Here is a 17,101-nt window from a genome sequence, read left to right as displayed (position 1 = left end):
CACTCATCGCCTTGCGTCAACCTCGCCGGCGCCGCTTCGCCGCCTCCGGCACAGACCTTGCGTTAAACGATCCGACCGCTCGTTGAGCGCGGTTTTCAACCTAATCATCCTCATCAAGGAGACAACCATGCAGTGGACCACCCCCGCCTACAACGATCTGCGTCTCGGCTACGAAATCACGATGTATATCGCCAACCGCTGAAGCCACTACGCAGCTTCGCCCGCGCGCCGTCAGTTGCAACGGCGCGCGGGCGGCTCCGGAGCACCGCTCATGAAGATCAAGATTCTCGGTTCGGGCGCGGGCGGTGGCTTGCCGCAATGGAACTGCAACTGCATGAACTGCCGGCGGGCGCGCAATCGGACGGGAGATGTGATCCCACGTACGCAATCGTCGATAGCGGTCAGCGACGATGGCGTCGACTGGGTACTTGTCAACGCTTCGCCCGACCTACTCGCGCAATTGCGCGCCCATCCGGAGCTGCAGCCGGCCCGCTCGATTCGCGATAGCGGTATCGCCGCCGTGCTGCTGATCGATGCGCAAATCGACCATGTCGCCGGCTTGCTGATGCTGCGCGAACGCTCGTCGCCGCTGCCGCTCTATGCATGCGCACCGGTCTTCGACGATCTCTCCAGCGGACTGCCTTTGGTGCCCCTGCTCGGGCATTACTGCGGCGTCGAGCGTCACGAGATCGCGCTGCACACCCCGTTTACGATCCCGCCCGTCGAAGGCGTGCGTTTCACGGCCATTCCGATCGACAGCAAGGCACCGCCCTACTCGCCACGCCGCGCCGCCGCGATACCCGGCGACAACATCGCCCTGCTGATCGAAAACGTCGCGACCGGCGCGCGGGCATTCTACGCACCCGGCCTGGAGACGGCATCGGCGCCGGTGCGCGAGGCGATGCGCAGCGCGGACCTGGTGCTGGTCGACGGCACGTTCTGGATGGCTAACGAAATGATCGACCTCGGCCTATCGACCCGGCCCGCCGCGGACATGGGCCATCTCGCCCAATGCGGCCATCGCGGACAGCCTGGCATGCTCGATCTGCTCGACGCGTTGCCGGACACGACGCGCAAAGTGCTGACTCACATCAACAACACCAATCCGATTCTCGACCCGCATTCCGCCGAATATGCGTTGCTGAGCGCACGCGGCATCGATGTCGCGCGGGACGGAATGCAATTTCAGGTATAGCCATGAACGCGCCTTATCTTCCCGCCACGCTGCACGCGACGCCCTGGTCGACCGACGAATTCGAGGTGCGCCTGCGCGGACTCGGATCGCGCTACCACATCCACCATCCGTTCAACGTCCGCTTGAACAGCGGCCGATGTTCACCGGAACAGGTGCGCGGCTGGGTGGCGAACCGCTTTTATTATCAGATCAACATCCCGCTGAAAGACGCGGCGATCCTGTCGAATTGCCCGGACCGGGACACCCGCAGGCTCTGGACCCAGCGCCTGCTCGACCACGACGGCTACGGCGACGATGCCGGCGGCATCGAAGCATGGGCGCGTCTCGCCGATGCGGTCGGGCTCGAGCGCACGGCCTTGTGGTCGCTCGACCACGTGGCGCCGGGCGTACGCTTCGCGGTCGACGCCTATGTCAACTTTGCGCGGCGCGCACCGTGGCAGGAAGCGGTGTGCTCGTCGCTCACGGAAATGTTTGCGCCGCAAATCCATCGCGACCGGCTGGCCGGCTGGCCGTCGCTCTACCCGTGGATCGACGCGGACGGGTTGCAATACTTTCGCAGCCGGATCCCGCTCGCGCAGCGCGACGTCGAACATGGGCTCGCAGTGACGCTCGGCTACTTCCGCACGCCGCAGGCGCAATCGCGTGCGCTCGACATCCTGCAATTCAAGCTCGACATTCTCTGGTCGATGCTCGATGCGATCGAAAAGGCGTACCCGGTATGAACACACTGAACACCGCTTGCGGCGCCCGCGTTTTTCCACGCCTGAGGAAAATGTTCCGGTTGCAATGGGAGGACGTCCAGAACGCGTACGTGCTGCTGTATCCGGAGGGCATGGTGATCCTCAATCCGAGTGCGGGCGAGATTCTCGTACGTTGTGACGGAAGCCGCCACCTGGACGAGATCATCGGCGAACTCGAAGGTCTGTTCCATGCATCGGATCTTGCCGCCGACGTGTACCGCTTCATCGATCATGCGCGGCAGCGCGGCTGGCTCGACTGACATGCCTACCGATAACGTCCGCCCGTCTCCGCCGCTGTGGCTGCTGGCCGAACTCACCTACCGTTGCCCGCTGCACTGCGCGTTCTGCTCTAACCCGGTCGATTTCGCCGCGCACGACACCGAACTCGATACCGATGCCTGGTGCGACGTGATCGCTCAGGCGCGCAAGCTCGGCGCCGCGCAAATCGGCTTCTCCGGCGGCGAACCGCTGCTGCGCGACGACCTCGAAATCCTCGTCGCCCATGCGCGCGGCCTGGGCTTCTATACGAACCTGATCACGTCGGGCATCGGCCTGACCGAGACGCGCATCGCACAACTAAAGAATGCTGGCCTCGACCATATCCAGCTATCGTTTCAGGATTCGACCCGTGAACTCAACGATTTCCTGTCGAACACGCGGACATTCGACCTGAAGCGCCGGATCGCGCGCCTCATCAAGGCGCACGACTACCCGATGGTGCTCAACTGCGTGCTGCATCGCTACAACCTGCCGCACGTCGACAAAATCATCGACATGGCGCTCGAGATGGGTGCCGATTATCTGGAACTCGCCAACACCCAGTATTACGGCTGGGCGATGCTCAATCGTGCGCAGTTGATGCCGACCCGCGAGCAACTGCGCGAGGCGGAGGAAACCGTCAACCGGTACCGTGCGCAACTGGGCGAGCGCTGCCGCATTCTGTTCGTGGTGCCCGATTACTTCGAGACTCGCCCCAAACCCTGCATGAATGGCTGGGGATCGGTGTTTCTCGGCATCGCGCCGGACGGCACCGCGCTGCCGTGTCACGCGGCGGGTTCGCTGCCGGGGCTCGATCTGCCGCACGTGCGCGACGCATCGCTCGCGCAGATCTGGTACGAGAGTCCGGCGTTCAACGCATTCCGCGGCGACGGCTGGATGCGCGAGCCCTGCCGGAGCTGCGACGAGCGCAATGTCGACCACGGCGGCTGCCGCTGCCAGGCCTATCTGCTCACGGGCGATGCGGCCGCCGCCGATCCCGTATGCGCGAAATCCGCGCATCACGACAAGGTCGAGCATGTGGTGGCGCTCGCGCGCCGTCCAGTGCGGCCTGTCGACGAGCAACCGCTGATTTTCCGCAGCAGGGACAATTCGTTGCGCCACGGATGATTGCGTTGCGCGCGCGGGGCGGCCCGGCTCACAGCCGGGCCGGTATTGCGCACGCCGCGCGTGGTCTGCCCGACCACGCCGCGGCTGCGCGTTCATCGTTGCGGACCCGCGTTAAGCGGCGTGGCTGACGCCCGCGCGGTGTCGGCGGTCAGCTTGGCGGTACTGGGGCGATATCCATTCGAATACAGCAGGAACGCCATCAGGTCGGCGTAATCCTGATCTTTCAGCTTGCCGGGACGATCCGCCGGCATGTTGGTCGCCATGTAGCCAAACACACCGCCGATCGTCAGATGCGAATTCGCCACCGGCGCAAATGCCGGCCCACTGAGCGTGGGGGCGGAGATCCCCTGCAGCTTCGCGCCATGGCACTTGGCGCAGGAAGCCGCATACAGGCTCTTGCCATGCTCGACCTGCGCGTGGTCGAACGACGGCGCGTCGCCTGCCGCAGCGTCCGACACCCGGATGAAGCGGCCGGCCGCGGACTGCGTCGCGCCGGCAAGACGGGCGAGATGAGCGAGCTGCGCATGGCCGCCGGCCGGTGCCGGCCCGTCGCGATAGGCGAGCGACGGCTCCGCAGTCTGCGCGTGCTGCGCGGCCTCGGGCAAGGTCCAATTCCGGGTCAGCGCGACAAGCCGGCCATCGACCGTCATCTTCGCAAGCGCGGAATCGATCCGCGCCTGCAACGCCGCGCCTTTCGATCCGAACGCGAACACCAGATGCCAGTCCGCGTACGGTGAAGCCGCGTTCGCCACGTCGAACTGCTGCTGCGGATGCGTCTGCCCATATGCGACGACGGCCGGATACCAGACGATCGCCCGTTGTGCATGGCCCTTCGCCACCGCATCGACCGTCTGCTCGGGCGTATTTTCCAGATCCAGCTTGACGCTGCTCTGCTGCACCGCGATCAGTTGCGCCGGGCTCGCATAGGTCGCCGCCACGACGCCTTCGGCGGCGTCCCCGGTTTTCGCGCCGTGCACCTCGACGCTCACGTATCCGGTGCGCAAATAGCCGTTCGAAAACCGGAGCCGGCTGCCGGATCCATCGGCAACCGTTGAGCGCGGAAAGCCTGCGATCACATCGCAACCTCGTCCGAGCGCGCTATCGAGTTCCTTGAGCGAAACGCCGTCGTCATCGCCATCGCCGATGACGTGCGACGCGAACGACGCGGCAATGCCGGCCGTCTTGAAGGCTTCCTTGGCGACGGCCCGGTCCAGCGCCGTCGACGGGCTGCCCGGGAAGGTACAAATGCGTACCTCGGCTATCGCGTACGCCGGCATGAGCGCGCCGGCCATGAGCAGACCAGCCGCACTGAAACGATTGAGTTGAATCTTCATAATGATGAATCCGGTAAATGCTGGGCGTTCGCAATCTCATCGCGAGCGATGAAGTTGCGAACGCGGTCAGGTTGAGCGATGGTTGAGCGATCAGACGTGATTGAGCGCGAACACATACAGGGTGCCGCCGCGCGGCACCTTCTGCGCGGCCTTCGCCATTGGGCCGCCCCAGATCGGGTTCGCACCGCCGTAACCGGCCAGTACGGCAACGTATTCCTTGCCGTCGATTTCAAATACCGAAGGCTGCGCGACAATGCCGCTCGCCAGTTTCGGGCTTTGCCACAGCACCTTGCCGGTGGCTTCGTCGAATGCGTACAGGTGTCCGTCGAGCGAGCCGCTGAAGGCGAGACCACCCGCCGTGGTGGCCACACCGCCGTTCCACGGCAGCTTGCTCCAGTGGCTCCAGACCTTCTTGCCGGTATCGACGTCGATCGCCTGCAGCTCGCCATAGCCCTGGCTACCCGGCTCCGCTTCGATCTCGAATCCCTCGCCCAGGTACGGCAGCCCCTCCATGTAGCTGACCGACTTGCCGGACAGGCTCATGCACGCATGCAGTGTCGGGACGACCGCGAGATGCGTGTCCGGGTCGTACGAGACCGACCACCAGTTCTTCCCGCCGAGGAAGCTCGGGCAAGTGTCGATGGTCGTGCCGGCTTTCGGATACTTCGTGCCGTCTTCGACCGGCACGCCCTCTCCGGTGTAGCCCGTGACGGAAGTCGCCTTCACGAACGGTTTCGCATAGATCAGCTTGCCGGTCGTCCGGTCGATCGCATGGAAATAGCCGTTGCGGTCCGCGTGAATGATCGCGTCGTAGTCCTTTCCTTCATACTTGATGTTGGCGAGAACCGGTGTATTGACGCCGTCGTAATCCCAGGTGTCGTGACGGGTGTACTGATAGTGCCACTTGAGATCGCCCGTTTTAGGATCGAGCGCGAGCAGCGAATCGGAATAGAGGTTATCGCCCGGGCGCAGGTCCGCAAGCCACGGGCCCGGATTGCCGACGCCCCAGTAAAGGGTTTTCGTCGCTGCATCGTAGGTTCCCGTCAGCCAGGCCGGCGCACCGCCATGTTCCTGCATGCCGTTGGGCCAGGTATTGCCATCCTTTTCCGTGGCGCCGGGTATCGTGAAGCGCTTCCAGAGCACGGTCCCGTCTTCCGGTTTGAGCGCGGCGATGAAGCCGCGCGCACCGTACTCGCCACCCGAGCTGCCGACCACGATCGCACCATCCAGCGCGAGCGGAGCGAGTGAGAACGCGTAGCCGATACCCGGTTCGAACATCTGCTTCTTCCAGACCACGGCGCCGGTTTTCGCATCGAGCGCAACGACTTCTCCGCTTAGCATTGCCACGTAAACATTGTTACCGTAGAGCGCAACTCCGCGATTCACCACGTCGCAGCACGCGGTCTTGAACGACTCGGGACCGAGGTTCGGTTCGTATTTCCAGAGCGGCTTGCCCGTCGTCGCATCGAACGCGTAGACGTTGTCTTTCGGCGTCGTCACGAACATGAACGATCCGTTGACGATCGGCGTCGCTTCGAAGCCTTGCTGAAGGTCAGCGGGGAATTTGTAGCTCCAGACCTGCTTGAGGCCCTTCACGTTGGCGCTGTCGATCTGCTTGAGCGGCGAATGCGACTGGCCGTTGTAGCTGCGGTAATAAGTGAGCCAGCCCGGATCCGTTTGTGCATTCGTCAGCCGGTCATAAGTGACGGCCGGATAGTCGGAAGCAGCGGCCACCACTCCGGATTCCAGACCGAGAACCGATACGACGCCGATCGCAAGCATCGCCAATCGCATGGCCGAAGCCGAACGTCTCTTCATGTTTGTCTCCTGTTGATTTGTCGGCGCTGTGCCGTGCTCTCGGCGCCTTTGCCGGTTGTCGCAGAATGGCTGCGGAATCAACATCGCAAATCGTGTGCCATCGGATCGAGCGGCGCGCTCGCGCATGCGGCAGCGAACCGACGCACGGCTTCATGCGTTGTTCCTGGTACTCGGGCGCTGACCGAGGGTGTTGCATCCTGGTACAGCGAACATCCGGTATGTGTCTAAACATGACAGGTGGGTACGCATGCCGCTGCCCGCCGGCGCACATCGGCAGGAGGTTGGCGCATCGGTGTTCCGATCCTGCTGCGCGGCGTTTTCGCGTTGCGTCGATGGCACGGTTCTCGCTGTTCCGCTCACCGAGACAGCAAGCGCCGCCGCGACGGCAGGTATCGCCGCCCAGCGCAACGCGCCGTCCGTTCAATCAGACCGATTCTGGAGAAGACACGAATGAGCCACGCCGAAATACAGTATCTGTCCACCGAGTTTCCGTACAAGAAGACGTATGCGAACTTCATCGGTGGCGAATGGGTCGCGCCGCTCGGCGGCGAATACTTCGACAACATCTCGCCCATCACGGGTGAACCGTTCACGTCGATCCCGCGTTCACGCGAGGCCGATATCGAACTCGCGCTCGACGCCGCGCATCGCGCCAAGGCCGCATGGGGCAAGACCTCCACGACCGATCGCGCCAACATCCTCAACCGCATCGCCGATCGCATGGAGGCGAACCTGCAGCGGCTTGCTATCGCTGAAACGATCGACAACGGCAAGCCGTTGCGCGAAACGATGGCGGCGGACATCCCGCTTGCGATCGACCACTTTCGCTACTTTGCTGGTTGCCTGCGCGCGCAGGAAGGTTCGATTTCGGAAATCGACGGCGACACCGTTGCCTATCATTTCCACGAACCGCTTGGCGTCGTCGGCCAAATCATTCCGTGGAACTTCCCGATCCTGATGGCCGTCTGGAAGCTCGCGCCCGCGTTGGCCGCCGGTAATTGCGTGGTACTCAAACCGGCCGAGCAAACGCCCGCCTCGATCCTCGTCTTGCTCGAACTGATCCAGGATCTGCTGCCGCCCGGCGCGGTCAACGTCGTGAACGGTTTCGGTCTTGAAGCAGGCAAGCCACTCGCGTCGAACAAGCGCATCGCGAAGATTGCCTTTACCGGTGAAACGACGACCGGCCGCCTGATCATGCAGTACGCGAGCCAGAATCTGATTCCCGTCACGCTGGAACTCGGCGGCAAGAGCCCAAACATCTTCTTCGCCGACGTGATGGACCGCGACGACAGCTACTTCGACAAGACGCTCGAAGGCTTCGCGATGTTCGCGCTAAACCAGGGCGAAGTGTGCACGTGCCCGTCGCGCGTGCTGGTCGAGGAGAAAATCTACGACCGCTTTATCGAGCGTGCGCTCACGCGTGTCGAGGCGATCAAACAGGGACATCCACTCGACCCGACCACGATGATCGGTGCGCAAGCCTCGCAGGAACAGCTCGAAAAGATCCTCTCGTATATCGATCTCGGCAAGCAGGAAGGCGCGCAATGCCTGACAGGCGGCGCGCGCAACACGCTCGAAGGTGAGCTGAGCAAGGGCTATTACGTTAAGCCCACCGTGTTCCGTGGCCATAACAAGATGCGCATTTTCCAGGAAGAAATCTTCGGACCGGTGGTGTCGGTGACGACCTTCAAGAACGAAGATGAGGCGCTCGAGATCGCGAACGACACGCTGTACGGTCTCGGCGCCGGCGTGTGGACCCGCGACGGTGCACGTGCTTACCGTATGGGACGCGGCATCCAGGCGGGTCGCGTATGGACCAATTGCTATCACGCATATCCGGCGCACGCGGCATTTGGCGGCTACAAGCAATCGGGCATTGGCCGCGAGAATCACAAGATGATGCTCGACCACTACCAGCAAACCAAGAACCTGCTCGTCAGCTACAGCCAGAAGCCCCTCGGTTTCTTCTGAAACAGGCACGTGTTGTCGAGGAGGCCATGCGTAGCAACTGGCGGCCTCGACACAACGCCCCACGAGGCCGCCAGCGGAGCGGAGGACAAACCAATGAACACCTTGCGTCTTCTCGTCGAGAAATGGATGCCGTCGACGCCGGTGTCATCGGTTCGGATCTCGCGTTACCGCTATGCCGGCGCCGGCAAGCGGCGTCAGGTTCGAGTCGAGGTATCGCGTCCGCAAGGCAGCGTAGCGATTCTCTTCTTCCGGCACGACGACGGAACATGGCATGTGTTTCCCCCGAACCGATACGTCTAGCGATGGGCGCTTATGAAACCGCGCCTTGACCGACCGCCTTCTACATTGGACGTGCATTACAAATGCGCATGCCGTCCATTCGACGAATCCCGCTTCGTGATTCCGCATTATTGATCCAGAAAAAGCGTCGAGCATCGAAGAATGCCGATCTTAGAACCAGCAGGAGACAACCCAATGAGCGCACCGTATGGAGGACGGCGCGGCCGCCCGTTCTTTCCACGACGCGCCGGCCTGACGCTGTGTTTCGGCAGCGCGCTTGCGAGCGTGTCCGCCGTCGCCTGGGCGCAGACAGAACCGGCCGGAACAACGCCGCCCGCGGCATTCACGAGCCTGAACGCTAACAGTTCCAGCGCGGTAACGGTGCTCGCACCGATCATCGTGGTAGGCACCACGCCGCTACTCGGCGTCGGCACGCCGCTGTCGCAGGTTCCCGCCAACGTGCAGACGATCCGCGCGGCGGACCTCAATCGGCAACATCGCAGCACGCTGATCGACTATTTCGCCGAGAACCTCCCGGGCGTCGATCTTTCCGATGCGCAAGGCAATCCTTATCAGATCAACATCAATTATCGCGGCTTCACCGCTTCTCCGTTGCTCGGCACGCCACAAGGCCTGTCTGTCTTCGTCGACGGCGTACGCGTGAACGAGCCGTTCGGCAATGTCGTCAACTGGGACCTCATTCCCCAGCAAGCGATCGAGACGATCCAGTTGATTCCCGGCTCGAATCCGACCTATGGCCTCAATACGCTTGGCGGCGCCATCGCGATCACGACGAAGAACGGCAAAACCAGCCCCGGCGGCGAGGCCGAGCTGACAGCGGGATCGTGGGGACGCAAGACTGCGCAGATCGAACAGGGAGGCACCATCGGCGAGAATCTCGACTACTACTTCACCGGCAACGCATCGAACGATAACGGCTGGGCCCAGCAGAACTCGAGCCGCGTGCGGCAAGCGTTCGGCAAGCTGCGCTATACCGATACGGATACGACGCTGTCGTTCGCGGCAGGCGGTGCGGACAACGATCTGCACGGAATGCAGACGATTCCACGCTCGTTCCTCGGCAACCCGACACAACTGTATACGTATCCGGATCAGAATCTGAACAGCGCCGGTTACGTCACCCTGTCCGGCGATCACTACTTCAACGACCACGTCGAACTGAGCGGCAACCTCTATTACCGGCATTACCGCAACAACAACATCAGCAGCAACAACAATACAGGCTACGGGTCAGTCGACGCCAATGGCAATATCGACACGCTGCAGGGAACCAACGAGAATTCCGTCGTTGTGACCGACAGTTATGGCGCGAGCCTCCAGATGACCCTGCTTGGCAAGCTCGGTGGGATGGACAACCAGTTCGTTGCGGGCATAGCCGCCGATTTCGCGAATTCCCACTATACGGCGTCCTCGCAGGAGGCCTACTTTACCGCCTCGCGCGCAGCGATCGGTATAGGCGGCTACCAACAGCAGACCGACGCCAAAACGCGCGACGCGGACCTCAGTCTCTACTTCAGCGACACGCTGTCGCTGACCCAGCAGATATCGTTGACGCTGGCAGGCCGCTACAACCGGTCAAACGCACAGATCGGCGACGAAAGCGGCACGCAGCCGCTGCTAGACGGCAATCACACGTTCTCGCGCTTTAATCCTGCCGTCGGGCTCAACTGGAACCCGCTCCCCAACTTCACCGCTTACGCCACCTACAACGAGGGCATGCGTTCCCCCACGGCGATCGAACTGACCTGCGCGGACCCAGCCGCGCCGTGCTCGCTGCCGAACGACTTCGTGGCCGACCCGGCACTGAAGCCGGTGATCTCGAAGACGTTCGAGATCGGAGCGCGCGGCCGCATCGGCAAGACGACGACCTGGAGCGCCGCAGCCTACGGCACGACGCTCGAGAACGACATCGAGTTCATCAGCAGCGCGGCGAGCACACAAGGTTATTTCCAGAATGTCGACAATACCCGTCGGCAAGGTTTCGAACTCGCCGGGCACACCCGATTCGGGCCGCTGGGCCTAGACCTGAGCTACAGCTATATCGACGCGACCTATCGCTCGACGTGGGCGGAAAGCAGCGCCAGCAATTCAAGCGCCGACGCCAACGGCAACATCACCGTAAAGCCCGGCGATCACCTTCCCGGCATCCCGTCGAACACCGTCAAGCTGCGGCTCGATTACGCTGTCACGCCGAAGTGGAAAATCGGCACCAATCTGACATGGCGCAGCGGCATCTATGCACAGGGCGACGAGAATAACGAGGACGTGAACGGCAAGATTGCCGGCTACTTGCTGGTGGATCTGGATACGACGTACCAGGTGACGAAGCAATTGCAGATCTTCGCCACCGTGACGAATCTGCTAAACAAGCAATATGCGAGTTTCGGCGTGCTCGGCGAGAATTTTTTCAACGGACCCAACCACACGTTCGACGGCGCAAATCCGGTCAACGAGCAATTCGTCGGCCCGGGTGCGCCGCGCGGCATGTGGGTCGGCCTGCGGTATGCGTGGCGCTAATGATGACGCGTAGCGGGTCAGCAATATCCTCGTCGGTCCGCTGCTTGTTATCGCATATGCATGCCGCCGTTGATCGCGAGATCCGACCCGGTGATAAAACCTGCATCGTCGGAACACAGGAATCCTACCAACGCTGCGATTTCGTCGGGCTGACCGAACCGGCCGACAGGAATCTGCGGCAAGATGCGCGTCTCCATGATCTCTTTCGACACGGCGGCGGTCATCGCGGTTGCCAGATAGCCCGGCGAAACCGTATTGACCGTCACGCCATGTTTCGCCACTTCGAGCGCCAGCGCCTTCGTAAAACCATGAATGCCGGACTTGGCTGCCGAGTAGTTGGTCTGCCCGAAAGAACCGCGCGAGCCGTTCACCGAGCCGATGTTGACGACCCGCCCGAAACCCTGACCGACCATGCCGCCAATAAACGGCTTAGTCATATTGAAGAGCGCATCGAGATCGGTGCGCAGCACCGTATCCCAATCGCTTTTGGTCATCTTCGCAAAGGTCGAATCACGCGTGATACCCGCGTTGTTAATGAGCACGTCGACCGCGCCGAACTCGTCCAGCACACGATGTGCGCAGCGCTCGCACGAGTCGAAATCGGCGATATCGGCCTCGAACGCCTGAAAGCGGCGCCCCGCGTCGCGCTCGTGCATGAGCCACGTGGCCACGTGGTCATTACGGGGCGAATGCGAAACGGCAACGATCATGCCGGCATCGTGCAGCCGGCGGCTGATGGCGGTACCCAGCCCACCCATGCCGCCCGTCACAAAGGCAACGCGTTTTTGGGTCATGTCACTCTCCTCGTACGAGACGTGTGAAATGTGAAGATGCCACCCGCGATCGTCTATATACCGGGCATCATCGGATAGGGTTCGGTATGGTCTTCCACCCGTTTGACGCCCGGAATTCCCTCCGCCGCCACGCGAACGGCCTGCACCGCCTCTATCGAGTGAAACGTGCCCCATAGATGAACCACGCCATCCGTGACGACCAGGTTGCGCCCGGCGAACGCCCAATTCCGGCCGGCCAGTTCACCCATCAGCGTGGCGCGAATATCGCTGTCGGAGAGTGCAACATCCGGCACCGGCTCGACGGCGATGCTGGCCAATGCCTGAACGAGATTGGATCGGCTGACGATCCCGACGACCCGTCCCGCTTCCGTCACCGGCACACGCTTGATACGCCGGGTCTCCAGAATGCCGGCCACTTCGCTGAGCGGCGTGGCTGCGCTCACGGTAATGACATTGGCCGTCATCACGTCCCCCACTTTGAGCCCATGAGTCTTGATGTAGTCGATGGCGTCGTGGCTGGCCGAGAATAGATCGAACCATGACGATCGCTTGCGCGTATCGGTTCCGATCTCCACCCGGCGAAGCAGATCGCCTTCGCTGATCACACCGGCGAGACGGCCTTCGCCATCCAGAACAGGTGCGCCGCTTATATGGTTGTCCGTAAAGATTTTGGCCGCGTCGCGCACGGTCATATCGGGAGTGACGGATATAACGTTGCAGGTCATGACATCAGATGCGCGCATGGAGAGTCTCCCAAACAGTTTCGGTTACCGAATTGTGCGGCTGCTGATAACTACGCCCGGTTATGAGCATGTCTTCAACTGATTTGAGATTAGGCCTCGAATGCGCGCAGCGGATTGACCTGGATCAACCGGTGACCGGGGCAACCGAGGCGAGGCAAGCAGGATGATCCGGTGCGGTTGTGCGTGCGAGACCCTGAGTCCGTCGTCAAGCCACCCGGTGGATTACTGATCCACGTCAATTTGCCCGTTGCCTCCGCGCCGATACTGAGGGCACCTCACCCTCTATCGGAGAATCCTATGGCTCAGTCGATGAAAGCCGCTGTCGTCCACGCGTTTGGCGAACCCCTTCGGATCGAGGAAGTGCCCGTGCCCACCCCGGGCCCTGGACAGATCCTCGTCAATATCAAGGCATCGGGCGTCTGCCACACTGATCTTCATGCGGCCGACGGCGACTGGCCCGTGCGTCCCTCCCTACCCTTCATTCCCGGTCACGAGGGGGTCGGTTTCGTCACGGCAGTCGGCACGGGTGTCAAGGCCGTCAAGGAGGGCGACCGGGTTGGCGTGCCGTGGCTCTACACCGCTTGCGGCCACTGCGAGCACTGCCTGAGCGGCTGGGAAACCCTCTGCCATGAGCAGCAGAACACCGGTTATTCGGTCAACGGCAGCTACGCGGAATATGTACTTGCCGATCCGAACTACGTCGGACACTTGCCTGCACAAATAGGCTTCGAAGAAATCGCTCCGATTCTGTGTGCCGGCGTCACCGTCTACAAAGGCATTCGTATGACCGACACGCGCCCCGGCCAGTGGATCGCGATCTCGGGGATAGGCGGCCTCGGCCATGTGGCGGTTCAATATGCGATTGCAATGGGACTGCACGTTGTCGCCGTGGATATCGCCGATGACAAGCTCGCCCTTGCGCGCGAACTCGGCGCGACACTCACCATCAACGCCGCGACGGCGGATCCCGCTGCCGTGATTCAAAAGGAGATCGGCGGCGCCCACGGCGTGCTGGTCACGGCGGTCTCGCGCAGCGCCTTTGCTCAAGCGCTCGGCATGGTCCGGCGCGGCGGCACCGTCTCGCTCAACGGCTTGCCGCCAGGCGATTTTCCGTTGCCGATTTTTTCGACCGTGCTCAACGGCATCACGGTGCGCGGCTCGATTGTCGGGACCCGCCGGGATTTGCAGGAGTCGCTCGAATTCGCAGCCGAAGGACAGGTCCGGGCGCGTATTCACACCGATCGTCTGGAGAACATCAACACGGTGTTTGCGGATCTCAAGGGCGGCAAGGTCGACGGCCGCGTGGTGCTGACACTCGATTGACCTTCGGCTCGTTGGGCGATAGAGAAGGCGTGAGCGCAGAATCTCCGTGCGGTCACGCTTCGATCAGGTTGCCTCGCCTACTTCTTGAAGAATCTCGCCGATCACGTGACGGATGCATCGAAGCAAAACGCTACACGTTGAAGGTCTTTGCCCGCTTCAGCTCGATCCACACCATCCCTTCCCGCAATCCTTCGAGTATCGCTTCACGTTCCGTCGCAAACGTCCCGCCGTGCCTGAACACATGTGTAAAGACGCCTTCCGGCTTGCGATGGCTGACCTGAATCCGGCAGTCGTAGCCAGTGGCGGTCTGATTGGCCTCGGCGGAAACGGACCAGTCGGCCTCGCTAACGTTACCTGAGATTGTCATGAAGAATATCTCGACATGCGGTGAATGTCACACTGCATCAAACGGTCCCGCGCCTCGCTCGACACACGCGACCGCAGTTCCTTCGTCAGTAACTAAAATCTGCGCCGCGCACGTTACATTTCAATGATCACTTTCAGCGCGTGTGTATCCGCCGCCCGGCCAAACGTATCGTAGGCATTGGCGACGTCATCGAGGCGAAAGCGGTGCGTGATCAGTTTCGCCGGATCGATCCGGCCTGCACGAACGGTTTTCAACAGCATCGGCGTGCTGACGGTATCGACAAGACGGGTCGTGATCGCGATGTTGCGATCCCACAGCTTTTCCAGATGCAGATCGGCCTTCACGCCATGCACGCCGACATTGGCGATCGTGCCGCCGGGCGCCACGATCGCTTCGCAGAGTTCGAAGGTCGCCGGCACACCGACGGCCTCGATCGCACAGTCGACGCCGGTCTGATCGGTCAGTTTCATGATTTCGGCAACAGGATCGGCGTGCCCGATGTCGATACAGGAGGTCGCACCAAAACGCCGCGCCACCTCGAGACGGTTCGCGTCACGGTCGATCATCACGATCTGCGCCGGCGAATAGAACTGCGCGGTCAACAGCGCCGCCAGCCCGATGGGCCCGGACCCGACGATCGCCACCGTGCTTCCCGGTTGCACTTTGCCGTTCAGCACGCCGCATTCGAAACCGGTAGGCAGAATGTCCGACAGCATCACAAGCGCTTCCTCGTCTGCGCCCGCCGGAATCGGATACAGGCTCGTTTCCGCGTGCGGGATGCGCACAAATTCGGCCTGTGTGCCGTCGATACGGTTGCCGAGAATCCAGCCACCCGTTCTGCAATGCGAATACATGCCGCGGCGGCAATAGTCGCATTTTCCGCACGACGTAATGCACGAAATCAGCACATGGTCGCCCGGCTTGAACGACGAGACCGCAGCGCCGGCCTGCTCGACGATGCCGACGCCTTCGTGTCCCAGAATGCGCCCCGGCTCGCAAGTCGGCACGTCACCTTTCAGAATGTGCAGATCGGTCCCGCAGATCGTCGTGCGGGTCATCCTGATCACCGCATCGGTTGGCGCGGTCAGCTTCGGGACAGGACGTTCCTCGAGCGATTTCTTTCCTGGGCCGTGATACACGAGCGCTTTCATCGTAGTGCCTCCGTTGATGGAATCGATGTTCCTTTACCACCCAACTTTAGGCCGATACGTAGAACGTCCGTTGACATGCATCAATCCAGTCAAACGGCAGACACCATCGGTATCAACCCGAGGTCTTTACAGATCGGTTAACTCATCCGCGCGGTTATTCAATAGACGGCAGCCGTGGATAAATCCATGATTCTCGCTAATCTGGATCGTCATACGTCGGGAGGACGCGGTGGATATCCGCCAACACGATACAGAGACCGCGCGCGGCGGCCAGTCTTTTCGAACCGAAGCTTTGCCATGTCAGGTCGCTTGTCGCGGCGCTGCTGCCTATGCAGCATCTGGCTCGCCCCGCCGCATAAAAGGAGACAACTCTCTTGCCGTTTGAGCACAGAGAGACAACATAAGCGAATCAACCAGATGAAAACAAATCGTTGGCGCCCTTGCGCGCTGGCAATCGGAGCGATCGCGTGCGCCGCCCATGCACAATCGTCGGTCACGCTGGCAGGTAACGTCGATGGAGGCGTGCGATACACCAGCAACGGCAAGGGCAGCGTGACGACCATGAGTTCGAACGGACTGTATACCGCGAACCGACTGGACTTCCTCGGTCAGGAAGATCTCGGCGGCAACTGGAATGCGCATTTCCAGCTTGAAACCGGCTTCAATACAGGCACCGGCGCACTGGACAACACGACGGGCATCCTCTTCAACCGGATGTCGTTCGTGGGTATTGGCAGTCCGTATGGCTCGCTGGACCTGGGGCGTCAATATACGCTCGGTCACGACGTGCTGCACGATTTCGACCCGTTCTATTTCGGCTATCCCTCGATCATCCCGCTGACACCGGCGGTCGATGGAACCCACTTTAACAACGACATCAAATACTCAGGCGTGTGGGGGCCATTTCACGTCGGCGCGGAGGAGGCCCTGGGCGGCGTAGCAGGCGATTTCAACGCAGGCACCGCGCATGGCGTCGGACTGCAATACAAGGTCGGCTTCTTCAATGTCGGCGGAACCTATATTCATCGTACCGTGCTGGTCGGCACCGCGTATCAGCCGGATGACTATGCCGCGCTCGGCTCCGAGCTGAAGTTCGGCACGCTTCGTTTTGCAGGCGGCTACATGAGCGAAACCACGGACAACGTCGCGCCCGCGACCGCCGCGCGCACGGAAAACTACTGGGGCGGAGTAACCTACAACCTCAGCTATGACGTCAATCTCGGTGCGGGCTACTACGTGACGAATCTTCCAACCAGTAAGGGACGGAAGAACCTGGCCATCTTCAGCGCGGCCTACCTGTTGTCGAAACGTACACGCCTGTATGCCGAGAGTGACTACACGACCTATCACGGTAGCTACATCAGCAATGCGACGCTGAATGCGGCTCACGCGTCGCATCAACTGGGAATCTCGGTCGGCATCAACTATCTTTTCTAACACTGCCAGTAGTGCGATGCGTTGT

At 61.6% G+C, this 17,101-nt stretch carries 16 protein-coding genes; 10 read left to right on the top strand and 6 right to left on the bottom strand.

The window, feature by feature from the left end; translation table 11 throughout:
* The first annotated feature begins 127 nt into the window (after positions 1 to 127).
* The 5 genes from pqqA (at position 128) to pqqE (ending at position 3,321) form a co-directional block, all read left to right on the top strand.
* On the top strand, positions 128 to 202 hold the full coding sequence (pqqA, locus tag AC1ECK_RS07505) for a pyrroloquinoline quinone precursor peptide PqqA (RefSeq protein ID WP_480318119.1): 75 nt from the start codon (positions 128 to 130) through the stop codon (positions 200 to 202).
* Between the two features lie 69 nt (positions 203 to 271).
* The gene (gene pqqB / locus AC1ECK_RS07500) at positions 272 to 1,195 is read left to right on the top strand and encodes a pyrroloquinoline quinone biosynthesis protein PqqB (protein WP_480317514.1); all 924 of its coding nucleotides are present in this window, start codon (positions 272 to 274) and stop codon (positions 1,193 to 1,195) included.
* Between the two features lie 2 nt (positions 1,196 to 1,197).
* Complete coding sequence (gene pqqC / locus AC1ECK_RS07495) at positions 1,198 to 1,917, top strand: pyrroloquinoline-quinone synthase PqqC (protein ID WP_480317512.1); 720 nt, start codon at positions 1,198 to 1,200, stop codon at positions 1,915 to 1,917.
* Positions 1,914 to 2,195, top strand: a complete 282-nt coding sequence (gene pqqD, locus AC1ECK_RS07490) for a pyrroloquinoline quinone biosynthesis peptide chaperone PqqD (protein WP_480317510.1) — start codon at positions 1,914 to 1,916, stop codon at positions 2,193 to 2,195. Before pqqC ends, pqqD begins: the two co-directional genes overlap by 4 nt.
* 1 nt (position 2,196) lies before the next feature.
* Complete coding sequence (gene pqqE, locus AC1ECK_RS07485) at positions 2,197 to 3,321, top strand: pyrroloquinoline quinone biosynthesis protein PqqE (protein WP_480317508.1); 1,125 nt, start codon at positions 2,197 to 2,199, stop codon at positions 3,319 to 3,321.
* A gap of 92 nt (positions 3,322 to 3,413) precedes the next feature.
* On the opposite strand, the gene AC1ECK_RS07480 is transcribed toward pqqE, so the two are convergent.
* Complete coding sequence (locus AC1ECK_RS07480; protein WP_480317506.1) at positions 3,414 to 4,655, bottom strand: c-type cytochrome; 1,242 nt, start codon at positions 4,653 to 4,655, stop codon at positions 3,414 to 3,416.
* A 90-nt stretch (positions 4,656 to 4,745) separates the two neighbouring features.
* The gene (locus AC1ECK_RS07475) at positions 4,746 to 6,473 is read right to left on the bottom strand and encodes a methanol/ethanol family PQQ-dependent dehydrogenase (RefSeq protein WP_480317504.1); all 1,728 of its coding nucleotides are present in this window, start codon (positions 6,471 to 6,473) and stop codon (positions 4,746 to 4,748) included.
* Between the two features lie 450 nt (positions 6,474 to 6,923).
* On the opposite strand from AC1ECK_RS07475, the gene adh reads away from it, so the two are divergent.
* The 3 genes from adh (at position 6,924) to AC1ECK_RS07460 (ending at position 11,261) form a co-directional block, all read left to right on the top strand.
* Positions 6,924 to 8,444 carry an aldehyde dehydrogenase gene (gene adh, locus AC1ECK_RS07470; RefSeq protein ID WP_480317503.1) on the top strand — a complete coding sequence of 507 codons (1,521 nt, stop codon included), beginning with the start codon at positions 6,924 to 6,926 and terminating at the stop codon, positions 8,442 to 8,444.
* 93 nt (positions 8,445 to 8,537) lie between these two features.
* Positions 8,538 to 8,744 carry a hypothetical protein gene (locus AC1ECK_RS07465; RefSeq protein WP_480317501.1) on the top strand — a complete coding sequence of 69 codons (207 nt, stop codon included), beginning with the start codon at positions 8,538 to 8,540 and terminating at the stop codon, positions 8,742 to 8,744.
* A gap of 174 nt (positions 8,745 to 8,918) precedes the next feature.
* A complete protein-coding gene (locus AC1ECK_RS07460; RefSeq protein ID WP_480317499.1) occupies positions 8,919 to 11,261 on the top strand; it encodes a TonB-dependent receptor in 2,343 nt (780 codons plus the stop codon).
* 47 nt (positions 11,262 to 11,308) lie between these two features.
* Here AC1ECK_RS07460 and AC1ECK_RS07455 read toward each other — a convergent pair whose 3' ends face one another.
* The gene (locus AC1ECK_RS07455) at positions 11,309 to 12,055 is read right to left on the bottom strand and encodes a beta-ketoacyl-ACP reductase (protein WP_480317497.1); all 747 of its coding nucleotides are present in this window, start codon (positions 12,053 to 12,055) and stop codon (positions 11,309 to 11,311) included.
* Between the two features lie 53 nt (positions 12,056 to 12,108).
* Entirely contained in the window at positions 12,109 to 12,798 is a 690-nt protein-coding gene (locus AC1ECK_RS07450; protein WP_480317495.1) for a CBS domain-containing protein, read from the bottom strand.
* Positions 12,799 to 13,095: 297 nt separating this feature from the next.
* Between AC1ECK_RS07450 and adhP the strand changes: the two genes are divergently transcribed.
* A complete protein-coding gene (gene adhP, locus AC1ECK_RS07445; RefSeq protein WP_480317493.1) occupies positions 13,096 to 14,121 on the top strand; it encodes an alcohol dehydrogenase AdhP in 1,026 nt (341 codons plus the stop codon).
* A 130-nt stretch (positions 14,122 to 14,251) separates the two neighbouring features.
* Here the strand turns inward: adhP and AC1ECK_RS07440 are convergent, their stop codons facing one another.
* A complete protein-coding gene (locus AC1ECK_RS07440) occupies positions 14,252 to 14,488 on the bottom strand; it encodes a UDP-glucose 4-epimerase (RefSeq protein ID WP_480317491.1) in 237 nt (78 codons plus the stop codon).
* Between the two features lie 113 nt (positions 14,489 to 14,601).
* Positions 14,602 to 15,639, bottom strand: a complete 1,038-nt coding sequence (locus AC1ECK_RS07435) for a zinc-dependent alcohol dehydrogenase family protein (protein ID WP_480317490.1) — start codon at positions 15,637 to 15,639, stop codon at positions 14,602 to 14,604.
* Between the two features lie 417 nt (positions 15,640 to 16,056).
* Here AC1ECK_RS07435 and AC1ECK_RS07430 point away from each other — a divergent pair, with 417 nt between their 5' ends.
* Positions 16,057 to 17,076 carry a porin gene (locus AC1ECK_RS07430; protein WP_480317487.1) on the top strand — a complete coding sequence of 340 codons (1,020 nt, stop codon included), beginning with the start codon at positions 16,057 to 16,059 and terminating at the stop codon, positions 17,074 to 17,076.
* The last annotated feature ends 25 nt before the right edge of the window (positions 17,077 to 17,101 follow it).

Source organism: Paraburkholderia sp. SSBN10T, from assembly GCF_056619545.1.
This window is presented reverse-complemented; position numbering and strand designations above follow the sequence as displayed.